The organism is Ruegeria sp. HKCCE3926 (genome assembly GCF_017872515.1).
GTDB lineage: Bacteria > Pseudomonadota > Alphaproteobacteria > Rhodobacterales > Rhodobacteraceae > Ruegeria.
This window is the reverse complement of sequence record NZ_JAEDOU010000001.1, coordinates 1,390,481-1,410,230: the sequence shown is the minus strand read 5'-3', so window position 1 is coordinate 1,410,230 and position 19,750 is coordinate 1,390,481. Positions and strand designations below refer to the sequence as shown.

Genomic DNA, 19,750 nt, shown 5'->3' with positions numbered 1-19,750 from the left:
AAATCACCTGTAGTCGTATATATTCCTACGACCAATCGAGGAACCGCAGCCGATGAACATTCACCCGCGCGACATTGATGAGACCCCGGATCAGGAGCAAGCCGCCGAGGCCCTGAAGGTTCTGCGGCAATGGGCGGAATCTGCGACGGCATCCGAGATCAGCCAGCTGGATCCGGCTATCGCGCGGCTGGTGCCCGGCCTGACGCAGGTGAACTATCCTTCGCTCTCGCGCGAGTACCCGGAGGGTTTCTCGGTTGACGCGAATTACCGCGCGTCTTTGCCCGACTTGCAAAACGGCCCGTCCAGCTTGATACGCGGTGCCAAGCAGCAGATCCAGCATGTTGGCATCTCGAACTTTCGCCTGCCGATCCGTTTCCATCGGAAAGATGGGGAAGACCTGACGCTTGAGACGTCTGTTACGGGCACCGTCAGCCTTGAGGCCGAGAAAAAGGGCATCAACATGTCCCGGATCATGCGGTCTTTTTACAAACATGCCGAGCGTACTTTCAGCTTTGAAGTCATGCAGGCGGCGCTTGACGACTATATGACCGACCTGGACAGCTTTGACGCGCGTATCCAAATGCGGTTTTCTTACCCCGACAGGGTCAAGAGCCTGAGATCGGGTCTGGAAGGATATCAGTATTACGACATCGCTCTGGAACTGGTGGAGTCCGGCGGCGTGCGCCAGAAGATCATGCATCTGGACTATGTCTATTCCTCGACCTGCCCGTGCTCTCTGGAGCTGAGCGAACATGCCCGTGCCATGCGGGGACAATTGGCAACACCGCATTCGCAACGTTCCGTCGCGCGAATTTCCGTGGTCGTGGATTGCGATGCCGATTGTCTTTGGTTTGAAGACCTGATCGAGTTGTGCCGACGCGCGGTGCCGACCGAAACTCAGGTCATGGTCAAACGCGAAGACGAACAGGCTTTTGCCGAGTTGAACGCAGCCAATCCGATTTTTGTCGAAGATGCGGCGCGCTTGTTCTGCGCAGAATTGCTGGCCGATCATCACGTCGGTGATTTTCGCGTTGTCGCAAGCCATCAGGAAAGCCTGCACAGCCATGACGCCGTGTCGATTCTGACCGAAGGCCCAACCTTCGCCGCGTCCAGCCTGGACCCGAAACTGTTCACGACCCTGTTTCACGTTGGCTGAACTTCTCGGGTAAGTGGCTAGAATTTAATCAGAGAATTATCTGATCGGCGCTCATTCGCCGCAATGCAGCAAAAATGCTGCAATTGCGTGAGAAACTCCTGTATCCTGACGGGGAATGCAGCTTCGGCACACCGGCGCGCTCAATGGTGTGTCACCCCAAAAGGAAGCCGAGACGTGAGACGCCTTGGACTGCAAGACCCCAACCTCCGCCCGGATCCCCCGAGCGGGCAGGGCGCTTTACCCCCTCTCTTCGGGCTGCATCGTTTTCACAGGAGATCTATGGAATGAATTCGATTACCCAACCGCTGGAGCTTCAGGCCGCGGCTTTACGCATGGCTGGCTATGCGATCGTCAACCAGATCAAGATCGCACAGATCATGACTCGTTCAGCACTTGAACTGCCGATGGTGTCGGTCCACGCGCTACACCTGGCAGCGTCAGCACCGGGTCCAGCGGTGGAAACTCCGGCGGCAAAACCGGTGGCCAAACCCGCTGCGACGCGCAAGAAACGCGTACCGGCGAAATCGCCAACGACCAAGAACAAGCTGGCCCGCAAACCTGTACCGACCAAACCGGTGACCAAGCCGGCGGCAAAACCGGTTGAGTTTTCAGCCAGTCCGCGGCCCACGGCAGCACCCCCGGCAGCAGCCAAACCGACACCTGCGGTTAGTGACAAAACAGCGGTAAAACCTGTTGAACCCTCGGCGACACCTGCGGCCGAAACCGTGTTGCCCGTAACACCCAAGCCCGCCCCCGCAAAACCGGCGCCTGTCCAGGCAGCGCAGGTCAAGCCGACACCGGCCGATCCTGCCCCGGCCAAGGTGCAGGCAAAACCAGCCCCGGTGACGGAACCGCGCAAACCGCAGGCGCGAAAAACTCGTGCCCCGTCCAAACCACCCGTGATGCCCGAAGCAGATGTAAAAACTGACGGGTAAACCGGGATCATCTGCTTGACACGGTCGGGTTGGCGCGCCAACGCTGCGCGTCATGATGGATCTTCGCCCGGTCGGATATGTGATTGGCTTGCTGGTCGCCATTCTTGGGGCGACCATGCTGCTGCCTATGCTCGCGGACATTATCGAAGGTCGCGGCGAATGGAATGTATTTCTGGAAAGCGCGATAATCACGATGCTGACCGGATCCGTTCTTGCGATGAGCTGTTCCAACGGCGTGGGCGAGGGTCTGACCATCCGGCAGACCTTTTTGCTGACAACCGGCGTTTGGGTCGCGCTGCCGGTGTTTGGTGCAATCCCGTTTCTGTTCGGTGAAACCGAACTGCGCTTTGTCGATGCCTATTTCGAGGCGATGTCGGGCCTTACGACGACCGGTTCGACTGTGATATCAGGGTTGGACACGCTGCCGCAGGGGCTTTTGTTGTGGCGCGGTATCCTGCAATGGCTGGGGGGCATCGGCATTATCGTTGTTGCGATGGTGTTCCTGCCGGAATTGCGGGTTGGTGGCATGCAAATCTTCCGATCGGAAGGGTTTGAGACCATGGGGAAAATCCTGCCTCGCGCGCAGGAGATTGCGGGACAGATTTCCCTGATCTACGTCTTCCTGACACTCGTATGCGTGCTGGTCTATGCCGCATTGGGGATGAGTTTTTTTGACGCGTTGGTGCATGCTTTCACGACGGTGTCCACGGGTGGTTTCTCGAACTATGATGCCTCGTTTGGAACATTTTCAGGCCCGGCCGAATATGCTGCATCCGTCTTCATGATTCTGGCGGCTCTGCCCTTTGTGCGATATGTCCAATTGGCCAATGGTCATACGGCGTCCTTATGGAAAGACAGTCAAATCCGGGCATTTCTGGCGACCATTCTGGTTCTGGTTGTCATCATGTCAGTCTTTCTGACCTCGGTCTTTCCGCATCACTGGGAACAGGCGTTCCGCGAGTCATTGTTCAACATCACCTCGATCATCTCGGGGACAGGATATGCCAGTGTCGATTACATGGGGTGGGGCAGCTTTCCGATCATGTTGTTTTTCCTGATCGGATTGATCGGTGGATGTGCGGGGTCGACGGCGTGTTCGATCAAGATTTTCCGCTATCAGTTGTTGTTCGCCTCGATCAAAAGCCAGATCAAACGGATCCGGTCCCCGCATGGCGTGTTCATGCCGCTCTATGATGGAAGGCCGGTCGGGCGGGACGTTCTGACATCGGTGATGAGCTTTTTCATGTTCTTCGTTTTGTCGATGGGGGTGTTGTCCTGGGCGTTGGCGCTGACAGGTCTGGATTTCGTCACGTCCGTATCCGGGGCCGCGACGGCGCTGGCCAATGTCGGACCGGGACTCGGCGATCAGATCGGACCGGCGGGCAATTTCGCAGGTCTCAACGATACGGCCAAGTGGCTGCTGACTTTCGGGATGCTGGCCGGGCGGCTCGAACTTTTGGCCGTATATGCGATCTTTACCGTTCAATTCTGGAGAGGCTGATGAAAAGACCCCTTGGCGCGCAAATCTCGCATATGCTCAAGGATCGCGGTGTGGATGTGATATTCGGCATTCCCGGTGTCCATAATCAGGAAATGTATCGCGGTATCGAAGAGGCCGGGATCACGCATGTTCTGGCCCGGCACGAGCAGGGTGCCGGATTCATGGCTGACGGTTACGCGCGCGCGACCGGGCAGCCCGGCGTCGCCTATGTGATCACCGGTCCCGGCCTTTGCAACATCATGACCCCGATCGGACAGGCCTACAGCGACTCGGTTCCGATGCTGATTCTGTCCTCATGCCTGGATGAAACGCAGGCTGTCCGGGGTCAGTTGCACCAGATGAAAGATCAACGTGCCGCCGCCGGTACGGTTGCGGATTGGTCCGTACAGGCCAACTCCGCCGAAGCTGCCTATGGGCTGATAGAACGGGCGTTTGAAGAATTCGAGCTTTCGCGCCCGCGCCCCAAGCACATTCAGGTGCCCATCGCGCAGTTGCAGGCCGAGGCCGACCCCGCGCCGTTCCCCAACCAGCCCGCGCTGCGCACCAAAGCCTTGCCGCCTGACGTGTCATCGGTCGTGTCCATGTTGAACCTTGCCCGCAGGCCGCTGTTCATCCTGGGTGGCGGATGCAGGTCGAATGATTGGCGTCAGATTTTGACACAGCTGGGGGCGGCCTGTTTTACCACCTATGCCGGGCGCGGGCTGCCGGGCGCAAATTATCCGCTGGACTTCGGGTCCATGTTGCCGCGTCCCGGCAGCGCCGAGGTAATCGCGTCGGCGGATCTGGTCGTTGCTGTCGGGGCCGAGCTGGGCGAGGTCGATTTGTGGCGGCAGGATTTGGGGCACAAGGCGACCTTGATACGCGTCGACCTCGACCCCGAGGTTCTTTCCGATTGCCATCGCGCCGCCATCAAGCTGCAAGTCGACAGCCAGAGCTTTGCCCGCGCCTTGTGGCACGCAACTCAGGACATGAAACCGGCAACAGGCTGGTCACCCGAGGAAGTCGCCGAGAAATGCGCCCGCTGGCGTGCCGAGGTGGATGCAGAGCGGCCCGGAATCGTGCCGATCGCGGACGCTTTGCGCGCGGCCATGCCGGCCGACACCATGATCTATTCGGACATGACGCAGTTTGCCTATGTCGCCAAAGAGGTGTGGGACATGGCCTATCCTCATCACTGGCATCATCCGACGGGGTTTGGCACTCTTGGCTATGGGTTGCCCGCCGGTATTGGCGGGGCGGTTGCCCGGCGCGGCAAACCCACGGCGGTTATCGCCGGGGATTACGGGTTCCATTACACGATGCAGGAACTGGGCGTGGCAGTTGAGTTGGGATTGTCGCTTCCAATCATTTTATGGGACAATGGCAAACTTAAGGAAATCGAGGACAGTATGGTGCGCAGCCAGATCGCGCCCAACGCGGTCATGGCGCACAATCCCGATTTCTGCAAACTTGCCGAAGCCTTTGGTGCGCGCTCCTCGGCGCCTTCGAATGTAGCAGAGATGCAAAGTGCAGTAAGGGCCGCATTCGATGCGCCTGTGCCGACCTTGATCCACGTGACACCTGACATTCTGTAACGAAAAAGCGCCGCACTTTCATGCGGCGCTTTTTTGTTGAGGTGCTGTCGGATCAATCCCAGCAGTGAACCAGAACCGTCATGCCGGTTGCGCGCCGGTTCAGCTCATTGGGTGAGATCCGTGTGGTTTCCTCGCTCGACTGACCGGACACTCCGGCCTCTGCAAGAATTTCGGTCAACCGATCAACGGTGGCCGCAAGGCTGACCGAAGCGGGCAGGGTGCGCCCTTCGGACGGTGTGGGCAACAACATTCCGACGACGTTACCGCTGTCATTGAAGACGGGGCCACCCGCATCGCCGGGTTGGGCGTTCAGCGCCAGACGCTTGACGCCGGTCTCACCATTCAGCCCACGAATGTCCGCGACCTGCCCGTAGGTCAGGGTGGGGCCACCCAATGCGCCCTGATAGGAATAGCCGGACACGGCCACCTCAGACTTGATCTGCGGCTTGGCCGCACTGAACGCGGCGACGCTCATGGGGGCGAGCGTTTTTGCAGGGCGCAGGACCGCCACGCCAAGTTCAGGGTCCGTGAGGGCCAGTTGAACCTCGTGATCGCCATCCAGCGTGATCCGCGTGCAGCTGTCTGCGGCCTCGGAAACCGTCAGTACTGTCCCATTCTCATCCGCGAAAAAGCCAGAGCGCGTTAGTCGGGGCTTACGGACCTGAAGGCCCGACACCAGATCGATGCGCTGTTCTGCGGATGCACCGGCGGCGGCATCCAGAACCGCATCCGTCGTGCTGAAGCTGGATGTCATCGCTGACAGGACACGCAGGCGACGTGCCTCGTCTCCTTCGGGCCAGACAAGGGTGAAGCCCTTGATTTTTCCATCGGCCAATTGCGCTTGCGTAAAGGACACTATGCCGTTGCCGCGTCCTTCAAGGGTAAACCGGTCGCGGCCCAGTTCACGAGGGCCATTCAGTGGAACGATCTCAAGCGATTGCATCACCTCGTACAACGCGCGGAGCGTGTTCTTGTCCCCCTCCTGACTGATCAGCAGCGCCTTGGCGTTCATGTCAGAGGTGCTTTTGAAATGTGCGAAGGGGGCCTCATAGCGATCAAGGCTGACAGCGCCCAGAGGCATGTCGAGCACAATCCCAGCCTTGTCGTCGGAATACCGCTCCATTCCAACAGAGATCAGCGGCGCGTTGTATTCATCCATCAGGGCCTTGCGCTGCAACGTCGTAAGAACGCCCGTGGCGTCAAACCCGTTGTAGCGCTGCCAATCGCTCATCGAACGGCGGGTGCCTTGCCCGAACGCACCATCGATGGTCGAGTTGTAAAACCCCGCCGCGCGCAGAGCCGTTTGCAGATCCTTGCGTTCCCGCGCGGTCAACAGACGTTCGGACTGAAGCGCCTGCGCACGGGTTTCATCCGAATCCTGTGGTGTGGTAACCGCCGGAGCCTCTTCCGGTTGTGCCACAGGTTCAATCGGTGCCGCGACGGTGCCACGGTTCAGAACGTTTGCCCCGATGGGCCAGAACTGTTGCCCCATCGCGCTGGAAAACGCGATATAACTGTCGCGCGGTATCTGGCCTTCGGCCCGATAGACGCGCAGCACCTGTTCGGCGTCGGTCCGCGCGTAGGGGCCGATCACAATCGCGTACCAGCCACTGTTCAGGCGAAACCCGTTCACATCCGGCAAAGCACCGGCATAGGCCTGTGCCCGTTCCTGCGCTTCGCGCAGCGAGGGCTGGGCCTCGACCTGGACCCAGACGCCGGGATCTTGTTGTGCGGTTGCGGCGCGCAGGCCGACCAGAAGAAACAATAGGATTGCTGAAAATACGCGTGTCATAGTCTGCCCGTCTTATGCAGTGTTCGTGCTTTGGCGCAGAATACGCGAATTCATTTGCGAAACGCCATGCCGCGAATGCGGGGAATTTACGGTGTGGCTCTGCAGATACAGGCTTGGCCCCAAGCCCCGTTGACGCCCCTTTGCCCCTTGCATAGGAAGGGCAAAACCGACCGGAACCGGGCGCAAAGGCGCCCAGAGGGAATGCCATGACCGAACCGACCAGCGCACCGCGTTCATTTCAGGAGATCATCCTGCGGCTTCAGACCTATTGGGCGTCTAAAGGCTGTGCCATTCTACAGCCCTATGACATGGAAGTCGGGGCCGGAACGTTCCATCCCGCGACCACCCTGCGCGCGCTTGGCTCGAAAGCCTGGGCTGCGGCTTACGTTCAGCCGTCACGCCGCCCGACAGATGGGCGTTATGGCGAGAACCCGAACCGGTTGCAGCACTACTATCAGTACCAGGTGCTGATCAAACCCAGCCCACCGGATTTGCAGGAGTTGTATCTGGGAAGCCTCGAGGCGATTGGCATCGACATGGACCTGCACGACATCCGTTTTGTCGAAGATGACTGGGAAAGCCCGACGCTCGGCGCGTGGGGTCTGGGTTGGGAAGTCTGGTGTGACGGAATGGAAGTCAGCCAGTTCACCTATTTCCAACAGGTTGGCGGCCATGACTGCGCGCCGGTATCAGGCGAGCTGACCTATGGGCTGGAGCGTCTGGCCATGTATGTGCTCGGCATCGATCACGTGATGGACATGCCGTTCAATGACCCCCAGTCGCCCAGTCCTTTGACTTACGGCGATATCTTCAAGCAGACCGAAGAGGAGTACGCCCGCTGGAACTTTGACGTGGCCAACACCGAAGTTCTGCTGCGCCACTTCGAAGAGGCCGAGACCGAGTGCGCGGCGATTCTGAGCCAGGCGCATGTGGACCCGAAGACGGGCAAACGCATCATCATGGCGCACCCTGCCTATGATCAATGCATCAAGGCCAGTCACATCTTCAACCTGCTGGACGCGCGCGGCGTGATCTCGGTGACTGAACGGCAGGCCTATATCGGGCGCGTCCGGGCGTTGGCCAAACAATGTGCGGATGCGTTCGTGCAGACCGAGGCCGCCGGGTTTCAGGCCTGATGAGGCAATCAGGCCAGCCCGGGCAAAAGCGCCTTGAGCCCGTCTGCGATCATGCTGACGGCAATGGCGGCAAGGATCATACCCATGAAGCGGCTCATGATCACGCGCGCGTTGCTGGACAGGCGTTCAGCCAGCCAGGCGGCGTTCCAGAACGTGATCAGAAGCAGGCCGACCACAACGAGAAATACGCCTGCAAAAACAAAGGCCTCGACCGCAGTTTTAACCTGATGTGCGTACAAGATCAGGGTGGTTATCGTGCCGGGGCCCACAAGAATGGGAAAGGCCAGCGGGTAAAAGGCCACCGTATCGGTTTCGGGGTAAGCTTCCTTCTCTCCTTTTGTTCCGTGATGAGAGGTGCTTTCGTTTCCGTTCAGCATGTTGAGACCGATCATCATGACGACCAGGCCGCCGGCGACGCGCAGGTGATTGACGCTGATGCCAAAAAGGCCAAGCGCCTGACTTCCGACCAGCGCAAAGGCACCGCCGAGGATCAGGCAATAGATCACCGTCTTCACCGCAATCTTGCGCTGGTCGGCGGCAGGCAGATCCTGAGTGACGCTCAGAAACACCGGCAGGTTGGAAACCGGGTTCATGATGGCAAACAATGCGCCGAAAAAACCGACAGCAAGCGTGGATTCCATGGTGTTGACCTCATTGATGCCTGTACCCGGACGAAACCTGTCCTATTTTACAAGAACTTGAAAGAGGCAGCCTGAAACATGACGGGAAAACTGCTGGCAATTGTTCTGTTGTTGTCGGCCTTGGTGGCCGGGGCCGGAATGTATTATTTGCAGATTTACGGTTTCTACTACGAGGTCGAACCGCAACCCGGCCAGGACGTGGTCCTGATGACGGACCAAAGCGATGCGCCTGTCCCGATCACCTATTCAGACTTTCAGGCGATTGATGCAGACAGTTCTCCGATCCGCTACCGTGGCTGTTTTGAAACGGATCTGAAACCGGATCAGATGGCCGGGTTTATTGCTGTCGAAAACCCCGAACCCTTGACCGCGCCGGGTTGGTTTGACTGTTTCGACGCCGTGTCGTTGGGCGATGCGCTGAAATCGGGGCAGGCACAGGCGTTTTTGAGCGAAAAGAACATCCATTTCGGCGTCGACCGGATCGTGGCGATTACCAGGGATGGCAAGGGATATGTCTGGCACGCGTTGAACAACTGCGGTGAAAAAGCCTATGACGGTACGGTGGTGGGTGAGGAGTGCCCGACGCGCCCTGAAAACTGAGGAAAACCATGGCTGACGCCGTTTTGATCCCGGACTTCATTACTGCAACTCTGGGGTTTGCGGTGTATTTGTTGGGTGCCCGGATCAACAGCAAAGTCGCAGTTCTGAGGCAGTTCAATATTCCTGAACCGGTCACGGGCGGCCTTTTGGCCTCGCTCGTGGTCTTGTTTCTGTATCTTGGTGTCAATGTAGAGCTGTCATTCGAGTTGCAGACCCGGGACGCTCTGCTGGTTTTGTTCTTTGCCGGAATCGGACTGAACGCGCGGCTTTCTGACTTGATTGCCGGTGGTAAGCCTTTATTGATCCTGTTGATTTTGACGCTTGTTACGATTGTTGCGCAGAACGTTATCGGCGCGGCAGGGGCTTCCTTGTTTGGCTATCCGGCGCAAGCAGGCGTTCTGTTCGGTTCGGCCGCGTTGATTGGTGGACACGGAACCGCAATTGCATGGGCACCCGAAGTTGCCAGCGCTACGGGTCTGGACGGTGCAACTGAACTTGGCGTTGCCGTGGCGACGCTCGGACTGGTGCTTGCAGCGCTGGTCGGGGGCCCCATCGCCCGTCTTCTGGTGGAAACACGAGGCCTGTCGCCGGACCGACCTGACGAAGAACATACCGTTGGACTGCCGGAAGAAACGACCGCAGCCACCGAAATTGACCATATGACCATCATGCGCGTGCTGCTGCATCTGAACCTTGCGATTATTCTGGGCTATGCGCTGGGCGAGGCGATTTCGGCAGCGGGGCTTAAACTGCCGCTGTTTGTGCCCTGTCTGATCATGGGCATCGTGATTTCGAATGTCCGGGCGGCCATCGCTCCGTCCGCGCCGCCGGTTGCACGGACACCGTCGCTGGCATTGCTGTCTGAATTTGCGCTTGGGGCCTTTCTGGCAATGTCACTGATGAGCTTGCAGTTGTGGACCATCGCGGAACTGGGTGTGGCAATTGCCGTAATCATGACGGCGCAAACGGTGTTTACGGTTGCCTTCGTGATTTGGGTGCTGTTTCCCCTGATGGGCTCGAATTATCGCGGAGCGGTGCTGGCAGCGGGCTTCGGAGGCTTTGCCCTGGGCGCCACACCCACGGCGATTGCAAATATGACGGCTGTAACCAAGCGATATGGGCCGTCGCCTATTGCCTTTATCGTGTTGCCCCTTGTATCCGCCTTCTTTGTGGATATCGCCAATGCCATCGTCATTCAGACGATTGTGAACTTCTAAGGACCGACTATGCCCGACCTGCTGATCGAACTGTTTTCCGAAGAAATTCCTGCGCGGATGCAAACCCGTGCCGGTAAGGATCTGAAAAAGCGGATTACCGATGGTCTGGTCGAGGCCGGTTTGACCTATTCAAACGCGGCCGCACTGACCACACCCCGCCGTCTGACATTGGCGGTGGAAGGTCTGCTGGCGCAAAGCCCGACAATCCGGGAAGAGCGCAAAGGGCCCAAGGTCGGCGCGCCGGACAAAGCGATTGAAGGATTTCTGCGGGGTGCTGGCCTGACCCGCGACCAACTGGAAGAGCGCGAGACCCCCAAGGGCGCCGTTTACTTCGCCACCATTGAGAAACCGGGCCGTCCGGCCGCCGAGATCATTGCCGAAGTGCTGGAAGCCACTATTCGCAACTTCCCATGGCCCAAATCCATGCGTTGGGGCAGTGGCAGTCTGCGGTGGGTGCGCCCGTTGCATTCGATTCTGTGCATCCTGTCGGATGAATCAGGGGCGCAGGTTGTTCCGATGCAGGTCGATGGCATCCGTTCCGGTGATACCACAGCCGGTCATCGTTTCATGGCCCCCAACCGGTTCTCGGTTACGTCTTTCGAGGACTATGCCGCCAAGCTGAAACGCGCATTCGTTTTGCTGTCACAGGATGAACGTGCCGAACACATCTGGAATGATGCACAGAACATGGCTTTTGCCGCCGGTCTGGAAATCGTCGAAGACAAGGGACTGTTGGCCGAGGTTGCCGGGCTGGTGGAATGGCCTGTGGTGTTGATGGGGAAAATCGACGAGGAATTCCTCGAATTGCCGCCCGAGGTGTTGCAGACCTCGATGAAAGAGCATCAGAAGTTCTTTTCCGTAAAAAACCACAAGACCGGCCGGATCGAGCGTTTCATCACCGTCGCCAACCGCGAAACCACCGATAACGGCGCGACCATTCTGGCCGGCAATCAAAAGGTGCTGTCGGCGCGTCTGGCAGATGCGAAATTCTTCTGGGAGAACGACCTGCGCGTTGCCAAATCGGACATCGCCCAATGGACCCGCGCGCTGGAGAACGTGACCTTCCACAACAAGCTGGGCACCCAGGCCCAGCGGATCGAGCGCATCGCTGCGCTGGCCCGCGAACTGGCTCTGGTGACGGGCGCCGACCCGGATCAGGCCGAGAAAGCCGCGCGTCTGGCCAAGGCCGATCTGAGTTCAGAGATGGTCTATGAATTCCCCGAACTTCAGGGGCTCATGGGGCGGTATTACATCGAAGCCGCCGGCGAGGATGCCGCGGTGGCTGCTGTTGCGCAGGAACATTACTCGCCGCTGGGGCCGTCGGATGATGTGCCTGCGGCACCCCTGTCGGTCGCCGTGGCGCTTGCGGACAAACTTGATACTCTGGCAGGGTTCTGGGCGATCGACGAAAAGCCCACCGGGTCGAAGGACCCGTTCGCGCTGCGTCGCGCGGCATTGGGGGCGATCCGGTTGATCCTGAACAATGATCTGCGGCTGAAGCTGGATCGTTTCTTCGACGCGCAACTCGTTCGGGCCGAAGCGGCTTCCAACGAAGCCTTGCACGACGGGCATGTCGCAGAGCTGTTGGATGAGATTGCCGACCACGGTGTTTTCGGAGCGGCGTTCCGTACGGTGAAGGAGAAGCTTGCGGGCGACAAGGCCGGGACGCAACAAATGACGGACTTTCTGCGTCTTGAACGGAAGGTACCCGATACGTCCGATGACCTTTTGTCCTTCTTCCACGACCGCCTCAAAGTCTTTCTGCGTGACGAGGGCATCCGCCACGACATCATCGATGCGTGCATCGCGATGGAGGGGAATGACGACCTCAACCTGCTGGTCAAACGTGCCCGCGCGTTGAATGCCGTGATCGCGACCGAGGATGGGGAAAACCTTGTGCAGGGGTTTAAGCGGGCCAACAACATCCTGACCCAGGCCGAGGAAAAGGACGGCGTGGAATACTCTTACGGTGCGGATGTGAAATTCGCCGAGACCGACAGCGAGAAGGCGCTTTTCATGGCTTTGGATGGGGCGCAGACGCAAATCGACGTGGCCCTGAAATCCGAAGACTTTCCAACTGCAATGGCGGCCATGGCGGGGCTGCGCGGGCCGGTGGATGCGTTCTTTGAGGACGTGCAGGTCAACACCGACAATGACGTGATCCGCCGCAACCGGCTGAACCTGCTCAGTCAGATCAGGCAGGTTTGTTCCAGCGTGGCCGATCTGTCGCGGATCGAAGGTTAAAACCTCGGGCACGCAGCGATGCGTGCCCACAACGCCCTTGCACGAAGGGCGCAAGCGCTTATGCTGCAGGCAAATCAAAAGGTGCTGCAGTGCAGAATAATCCGCATACCACGCTCATTACATCCGATGCGCCGGTCACGGCCCATACCCATGGCGGGCGGGCCAAGTGTCTGCAACGGCTGGTCCGACTGGACCTGCCGGTGCCCCGGACCGTCGCCTTGTCGTTTGATGCGGTCCATCAGATTGCGGAAGGCGACGTTCCGAACCTTGACGCGATCCTTGAGCAATTCGACCCCACGACCTTGCTGTGCGTCCGACCAAGTTCTGAAGATCCCGATTGGGGCGGGCCCGGTGCGGTTCTGAACATTGGCATGAATGATGCCCGCTATGTGGATCTGTCCGATACCATGGGGGCAGAGGCCGCTGCTGCGCTGTATCTCAGGTTCGTTCAAAGCTATGCGATCCACGTGGCGCGGCTGGACGCGGATGTGTTTGATGACATCGACATGGATGGCAGCGAAGGCTTGCGCCACTCCCTGCGCGCCTACGAAGATGAAACGGATGAAGCCTTCCCGCAGGACCGGGGTGAACAGCTGATCGGCGTTCTGCGCTCGATGGCACGTGCATGGGACGGGACGTCCGCCCGGCTGCTGCGGCAGGCCAAGGGTGCCCCGGCAGATGCGGGTCTTGGGCTTGTCATTCAAGAGATGATCCCGGGCGTCGGGCAGGGTGAATGCGGATCAGGCGTGCTTCAACTGGTTGATTCCACAACAGGAATGCCACAGATCACCGGTCGCTACCTAAGCCAGAGCCAGGGGCGCGACGCGCTAGGCAAAGATGTGGCAGCCCTGTTTCTTGAAAAAGACCCGCGCGGCCCCTCGCTGGAAGAGGTTGCGCCCAAAGCCTTTGCCGACGTCAAAACGCATGCCGTCCTGATGCGCGAAAAACTGCGTGAAGAAATGCAGGTCGAGTTCGTCATTCAAAATGGCAAAGTGCATATTCTGGATGGCGTCCGGGTGCAGCGATCGGCCCGCGCGGCCATGCGCATTGCCGTACGTCTTGCCGAAGACGGTATCATACCGCCGCAAGAGGCGGTGATGCGTGTCGACCCGCACGCGCTGAACGAATTACTGCACCGTCAGGTCCACCCCGATGCGCGCCGCGATGTGCTGACCACCGCCATTGGTGCCAGCCCCGGTGCCTCGACCGGCAAGATCGTGTTCACCTCGGCCGAAGCGCAGGCCAGTGCCGCCCGTGGCGAGGCGTGTGTTCTGGTGCGCCGGGAAACCTCGCCCGAGGATGTGCGCGGGATGCATGCCGCCGTTGCAGTTCTGACGGAAAAGGGCGGCATGACCAGCCACGCGGCCGTGATCGGGCGCGGATTGGGCCTGCCCTGTATCGTCGGGGCCTCGGAAATGCGGTTTCAGACGAAAGACAAGATGCTGACCGCACCGGATGGGCGGGTGTTCAAAACCGGCGATATTGTCACCATTGATGGCAGCTCGGGTCAGGTGCTGGCTGGTCAACCCGCCATGCTCGAGGCCGCATTGGATGACTGTTTCCAGACGCTGATGGGCTGGGCCGATGCCGAGCGTGACATCGACATCCGCGCCAACGCCGACACACCGGCTGACGCGCAGACAGCCCGGAACTTTCAGGCTCAGGGGATCGGTCTGTGCCGGACAGAACATATGTTCTTTGATCCCGGCCGTCTGATCGTGATGCGTGAAATGATCTTTGCGCAAACCTCGGCGGGCAGGGCGGCGGTGCTGGAACGCCTGCTTCCGATGCAGCGCGAGGATTTTGTTCAGCTGTTCAGGATCATGGAAGGCCAGCCTGTCTGCATCCGCCTGTTCGATCCACCCTTGCATGAATTTCTGCCGACAACGCGCACCGGGCAACGGGAACTGGCAGAGGCGCTGGACCTTCCTGTGTCCGACGTTGAACGCCGGGTTGAGGCGATGACCGAATACAACCCAATGCTGGGCCTGCGCGGCGTTCGTCTGGGTGTCACCGTGCCCGAGATCTACGACATGCAGGCGCGCGCGATTTTCGAAGCCACGCTGGAGGCCAGAAAAAACGGTGCCCCGGTGGTGCCCGAAGTGATGATCCCGCTGGTATCTGCCAAGCGCGAGGTTGAACTGGTCAAATCCCGCATCGATTCGGTCGCCGCCGCCGTTGAATCTGAACGGGGACAGAAGTTCGAATATCGGCTGGGCGTCATGGTCGAAACACCACGCGCCTGTCTGCGCGCGGAAGAAATCGCGCCGCAGACCGCCTTCATGAGTTTTGGTACAAACGACCTGACACAGATGACCTACGGCCTGTCCCGCGACGATGCCGGTCGTTTCATGTCCGCCTATGTTCGGCAGGGAGTCTTTGGCGAAGATCCGTTCCACGTTCTTGATCCGGATGGGGTCGGGGAATTGCTGAAACTCGGGGCGGAACGAGGGCGTGCCGCGAAACCGAATGTGACCCTTTCGGTCTGTGGCGAACACGGCGGGAACCCCGAATCAATCGCCATTTGCAGGGATTTGGGGTTTGACTATGTTTCGTGTTCGCCGTTCCGGGTTCCGGTCGCTCGGCTGGCTGCCGCTCAACTGGCGATTTCCTCCAGACTTGGGGGTTGACACCGCGCTGAACCCCAAGGAATAGTGGGTTATTCGGTCATTCGTAGGCGGAAATTATTTTCGCCACGGGCAATTTTCCACTTGCTTTTTTTAGGATACTGGACCTTTGCGCAGGATTGCGTTAGATGCCTCGTCGCGCCCGCCGGGGGAGGGTATGGCGCGTGATGTGCCTGTGCGAGGTTATCTGATGCTACGTTACATAATGGCTGTTGCTACAATGGCGGCAACCGTGCTGCCGAGTGCGTCCTTCGCCGAGAGGGAAGCAATTGATACTGCAAAGAAAGAACTTGTCACCCGCAGTGAGCTGCCGGCGCAAAGCTTCCGGGACTATTTCAAGCTTTTCCAGCCCCGCAAGGCGGCTGAACCTGTCGAAGTGTCCTTCTCCAAAGACTGGCTTGACCAGCAACCAAAGGCCTCCGGTGGTGAAAACTGGAAATGCCTGTCCGAAGCCCTGTATTTCGAGGCGCGCGGCGAAAGCGTGCGCGGCCAGTTCGCGGTTGCCGAGGTGATCCTGAACCGGGTCAAAAGCAGCCGTTTCCCGGATTCCCTGTGCGGGGTGATCCATCAGGGGACCGGCAAGAAATACCAGTGCCAATTTACATACACCTGTGATGGCCGCAAAGAGGTCATCCACGAGAAAACGGCGTATGAGCGTGTGGCAAAAGTCGCGCGGGCAGCCATTGATGGTGTGGCGGATGAGTTGACCGAAGGGGCGACGCACTATCACACGACATCGGTTCGCCCGTCCTGGTCGCGGGTCTATAAACAGACGGCGAAAATCGGCGTGCACATTTTCTACCGCCACAACTATCGGACAGCGAGCAACTGATTGACGCACCCGCGCTGGAAGCTTGCTGGCGTGGGGCAGGTTGCATCCTATATTGCGGGCCAGGAGGCCCGCAATGATTTTGAACCGCAGACATCTTTTGCAATCCGCCGCCGCAGCATTTCTGATGCCGCGTGTGGCCAGCGCGGGTTTTGCACCGCTTAATGCGCGTGTAGCCAAATACCCGATCGCGCCAGCAAGTTATCCTGAAACGGTAGTCTGGACATATGACGGGTCTGTTCCCGGCGTTGAACTGCGCGTCAGGCAGGGCGACCGCATCCAGCGCACCCTGATGAACCAGCTCCCGCAAGCCACGTCGGTCCATTGGCACGGCATTCGCATCGAAAACGCCATGGACGGCGTGCCCGGCCTGACGCAGGACGCGGTGGAAGCGGGCGCAAGCTTTGATTACTCCTTCGTCGTTCCCGATGCAGGGACCTATTGGTACCATGCGCATAACCAGTCGATTGAACAGGTTGCGCGCGGGCTTTATGGGCCGCTGATCGTCGAAGAAACCGTGGCCCCCGATGTGGATCAGGATTGGGTGCTGATGCTGGACGACTGGCGGCTTGATCCGGAAACCGCCCAGATCACGGATGATTTCGACAATGGCCATGATCTGAGCCATGCAGGTCGGATTGGGAACATCCTGACCGTCAACGGATCATTCGATCCCGCGTTTGCGGTACGCAGAAACGAGCGTCTGCGACTGCGATTGGTCAACGCCTCAAATGCCCGGATATTTGACCTGGATCTTGATGGTCTTTCAGGGTGGATCGTCGCCTTGGATGGAATGCCCTTGGACACACCGCTGCGGCTGTCGGGCTCTTTCCCGCTGGCACCTGCACAGCGTGCGGATCTGATTGTGGATGTCGTCACCGAGGGCGAAACGGCAAGCCTGGTCAGCGTCGAAAGAGATGGTTCCTTTGGGCTGGCGCGGTTCGAGGTTGGTGGAAACGCTGCCGGGGCGCACAGGCAGGGCGTGTCAGCATTGCCGCCTAACCCTCTGCCTGAGATCGGGAATTTTCAACGTGCCGGAGCGCACCAGATGGTTCTGCAAGGTGGCGCAATGCGGTGGCTGGAAAGCGGCCGGCTGGGTGGAACGGAACTGTCAGGCCGCGAACTGGCGCAGTTGGGCAAATTCTGGGCGCTGAACGGTTACGCCGAGCGCCCCGAAGATCCGTTTCTGGATGCGGCCGTCGGCAGTTTGCACAGGATCGAGTTCGTAAATGAAACCGCATTTCCGCACGCAATGCATCTGCACGGGCATCACTTCCGGCTGATCATGGACGATGGCTCTCTGGGCCCCTGGCGTGATACCGTTCTGGTCGGGCGGGGACAGACTCGCCAAATCGCATTGATCGCGGACAATCCCGGGAACTGGTTGCTGCATTGTCATATGCTTGGGCATGCTGCTTCCGGGATGATGAGCTGGTTTCGGGTCTCGTGACGCCGCATTCGGCGGTTGGAATGGCGCTTGTTTGAATGCTATAGGCCCTCGCGACGCCTATAGTAGGCAAACTATGCAACGAGCCCGAAAAGGCCTGACCCATGAGTTCTGAAATCCGCTTGGCATTCGCACACCCGTCCGAACGGTCCGAAGCGACGTCTCCTCGGGGGCCGTTGGATCGTATCTCTTTGCGCGACCATATCGTCGAAGTCGAAATCGGTGCCTTCCAAGCCGAGCGGGGAACAACCCAGCGGATCTGTTTCAACATCGTGGTCGAAGTCCGGCCTCTGACAGACCCGATTGATGATGATGTGGATCGCATCCTGTCATATGACCGCGTAACGGAATCCATCGCCTATGAGCTGGCGGCCGAGCGCCTGAACCTGCTTGAGACATTGGCCGAACGCGTTGCGGAACGCATCCTGCTGGAACCTCAGGCTGTAAGGGTCTTTGTTCGCATCGAAAAACTGGATCGAGGCCCGGGTGCGTTGGGGGTTGAGATCGTGCGTGGAAAAGACTCGGTCCATCATGAGGTGGCCGAAGAAGAACGCCCGCATCCCCGCCTTGTCTTCCTGTCGAATGACGCCATCGCCTCGGAAAACCTGAAGGGTTGGATCGATCAGTTGGAGAACCGCCAGCGCCCGCTGATCCTGTGTGTCGGGGCGTCCGAACTGGCCGCTCCGCAAACGGGTCATGCGATGACGCAACGCCGAATTGACCTGTTGGCAATTGAACAGAATGCCTGGGTTCTGGCGGCACGGGACCATCGCTGTGTGGTGGTCTCAACGCGGACCGAATTGGATTGGGCGATGAAGAACGGCCAGATCTGTGTCTGGGCCCCATCCAAGATCGTATTGGACGCCGTTGACGGCCCGTCTGCCGCCCCGTCGGATGCCGTGGCGCTGGCTGCATGGTTCGCGGCGACCTTTGAAGCGAGCGAAATGATGGTGATCGGCGGCGCATTGCCGACGGAACCCAAAACGCCCTTGCGCGCTGTTGCGGTGGATCAGGCCCAGCTGTGAGAACCTATTTCAGACCACTGGTTCAGCATGGAGCGACCCGTCCGGCAGGCGCTGTGCCGCTGGCGGGCCAACCCCTTTGGTTCACTCATGCCGAGGCCCTGCGGCGCGGGTCAGAACCCGAAATCGTCGCGGCCTCGGACGTTCCGTCAGATTACCTGAGCCGTTTGATCCAACCGCGGGCTGACGTGGCGGGCCTTGATATGCAGGTGCCTCATATCATGGGGATTCTGAATGCCACGCCGGACAGTTTCTCGGATGGCGGTGTTCACAGCTCGGTAGATGCTGCTCGCGTGGCTGCGGTGAATATGGTGGCGCATGGTGCCACGATTCTGGATATCGGCGGAGAGTCCACCCGTCCGGGGGCGGGTTTTGTCCCGGCCGGGGAAGAGATCGCGCGAACCCGCCCGTTGATCGAAGCGATCCGGTCGGAAACAGGCGCTTTGATTTCCATCGATACACGAAAGGTCGATGTCGCCAAGGCTGCCTGCGCGGCCGGGGCAGGGTTGGTCAACGATGTCTCGGGCTTCACCTTCGATCCGGCATTGGCACCGTTCTGTGCCGCGCAGAGAGTGCCTGTCTGTGTCATGCACATGCAGGGTGATCCGGCGACGATGCAGATCAATCCGCAATACGACAATGTATTGCTGGATGTTTACGATTTTCTCGAAGGCCAGATTGCGTTGCTGGAACGTCTTGGCCTGAGCCGCGATCAGGTCGTTGTGGATCCCGGGATCGGGTTTGGGAAGACCGAGGATCACAACCTGATCCTTCTGCGAAATCTCAGCCTGTTCCACGGCTTGGGCTGCCCGATCCTGTTGGGCGTGTCGCGCAAGGGCTTTATTGGCGCCATCGGAAAAGAGCCTTGCAAGACTGCCCGCGCGCCGGGATCAATCGCGGTGGCTCTGGCCGGATTGTCTCAGGGCGTGCAGATCATCCGCGTTCATGACGTGGCCGAGACCTCTCAGGCCTTGCGCCTATGGGCTGCTGTCCGGTAATCCGGTCGCACGGCAAATCACGGAGTAACAC

The 19,750-nt window shown here is 59.3% G+C and carries 15 protein-coding genes; 13 read left to right on the top strand and 2 right to left on the bottom strand.

Annotation, left to right across the window (positions count from 1 at the left end; genetic code table 11):
* The first annotated feature begins 52 nt into the window (after nt 1-52).
* The 4 genes from folE2 (at nt 53) to I9184_RS07060 (ending at nt 5,166) form a co-directional block, all read left to right on the top strand.
* A complete protein-coding gene (folE2, locus tag I9184_RS07075) occupies nt 53-1,156 on the top strand; it encodes a GTP cyclohydrolase FolE2 (protein ID WP_209833435.1) in 1,104 nt (367 codons plus the stop codon).
* A 284-nt stretch (nt 1,157-1,440) separates the two neighbouring features.
* Complete coding sequence (locus I9184_RS07070) at nt 1,441-2,091, top strand: hypothetical protein (protein ID WP_209833433.1); 651 nt, start codon at nt 1,441-1,443, stop codon at nt 2,089-2,091.
* 52 nt (nt 2,092-2,143) lie between these two features.
* On the top strand, nt 2,144-3,592 hold the full coding sequence (locus I9184_RS07065; protein ID WP_171723490.1) for a TrkH family potassium uptake protein: 1,449 nt from the start codon (nt 2,144-2,146) through the stop codon (nt 3,590-3,592).
* On the top strand, nt 3,592-5,166 hold the full coding sequence (locus I9184_RS07060; protein WP_209833431.1) for a thiamine pyrophosphate-binding protein: 1,575 nt from the start codon (nt 3,592-3,594) through the stop codon (nt 5,164-5,166). Before I9184_RS07065 ends, I9184_RS07060 begins: the two co-directional genes overlap by 1 nt.
* Before the next feature lie 52 nt (nt 5,167-5,218).
* Here I9184_RS07060 and I9184_RS07055 read toward each other — a convergent pair whose 3' ends face one another.
* On the bottom strand, nt 5,219-6,958 hold the full coding sequence (locus tag I9184_RS07055) for a trypsin-like peptidase domain-containing protein (RefSeq protein ID WP_209833429.1): 1,740 nt from the start codon (nt 6,956-6,958) through the stop codon (nt 5,219-5,221).
* 206 nt (nt 6,959-7,164) lie between these two features.
* Here I9184_RS07055 and I9184_RS07050 point away from each other — a divergent pair, with 206 nt between their 5' ends.
* Nucleotides 7,165-8,094 carry a glycine--tRNA ligase subunit alpha gene (locus I9184_RS07050; RefSeq protein WP_171633292.1) on the top strand — a complete coding sequence of 310 codons (930 nt, stop codon included), beginning with the start codon at nt 7,165-7,167 and terminating at the stop codon, nt 8,092-8,094.
* An 8-nt stretch (nt 8,095-8,102) separates the two neighbouring features.
* On the opposite strand, the gene I9184_RS07045 is transcribed toward I9184_RS07050, so the two are convergent.
* On the bottom strand, nt 8,103-8,735 hold the full coding sequence (locus I9184_RS07045) for a MarC family protein (RefSeq protein WP_171633290.1): 633 nt from the start codon (nt 8,733-8,735) through the stop codon (nt 8,103-8,105).
* A 78-nt stretch (nt 8,736-8,813) separates the two neighbouring features.
* On the opposite strand from I9184_RS07045, the gene I9184_RS07040 reads away from it, so the two are divergent.
* The 8 genes from I9184_RS07040 (at nt 8,814) to folP (ending at nt 19,719) form a co-directional block, all read left to right on the top strand.
* Nucleotides 8,814-9,335, top strand: a complete 522-nt coding sequence (locus I9184_RS07040) for a DUF6446 family protein (RefSeq protein ID WP_209833427.1) — start codon at nt 8,814-8,816, stop codon at nt 9,333-9,335.
* 8 nt (nt 9,336-9,343) lie between these two features.
* The gene (gltS, locus tag I9184_RS07035; RefSeq protein WP_209833425.1) at nt 9,344-10,552 is read left to right on the top strand and encodes a sodium/glutamate symporter; all 1,209 of its coding nucleotides are present in this window, start codon (nt 9,344-9,346) and stop codon (nt 10,550-10,552) included.
* 9 nt (nt 10,553-10,561) lie between these two features.
* Nucleotides 10,562-12,796, top strand: a complete 2,235-nt coding sequence (gene glyS, locus I9184_RS07030) for a glycine--tRNA ligase subunit beta (RefSeq protein ID WP_209833423.1) — start codon at nt 10,562-10,564, stop codon at nt 12,794-12,796.
* 89 nt (nt 12,797-12,885) lie between these two features.
* Nucleotides 12,886-15,426 carry a putative PEP-binding protein gene (locus I9184_RS07025; RefSeq protein ID WP_171633281.1) on the top strand — a complete coding sequence of 847 codons (2,541 nt, stop codon included), beginning with the start codon at nt 12,886-12,888 and terminating at the stop codon, nt 15,424-15,426.
* A 187-nt stretch (nt 15,427-15,613) separates the two neighbouring features.
* Nucleotides 15,614-16,255, top strand: a complete 642-nt coding sequence (locus I9184_RS07020; RefSeq protein WP_209833421.1) for a cell wall hydrolase — start codon at nt 15,614-15,616, stop codon at nt 16,253-16,255.
* A 73-nt stretch (nt 16,256-16,328) separates the two neighbouring features.
* Entirely contained in the window at nt 16,329-17,702 is a 1,374-nt protein-coding gene (locus I9184_RS07015) for a multicopper oxidase family protein (protein ID WP_209833419.1), read from the top strand.
* A gap of 101 nt (nt 17,703-17,803) precedes the next feature.
* Nucleotides 17,804-18,724, top strand: a complete 921-nt coding sequence (locus I9184_RS07010; RefSeq protein ID WP_170346604.1) for a dihydroneopterin aldolase — start codon at nt 17,804-17,806, stop codon at nt 18,722-18,724.
* Complete coding sequence (gene folP, locus I9184_RS07005) at nt 18,721-19,719, top strand: dihydropteroate synthase (RefSeq protein ID WP_209833417.1); 999 nt, start codon at nt 18,721-18,723, stop codon at nt 19,717-19,719. The genes I9184_RS07010 and folP overlap by 4 nt, the downstream gene beginning before the upstream one ends.
* The last annotated feature ends 31 nt before the right edge of the window (nt 19,720-19,750 follow it).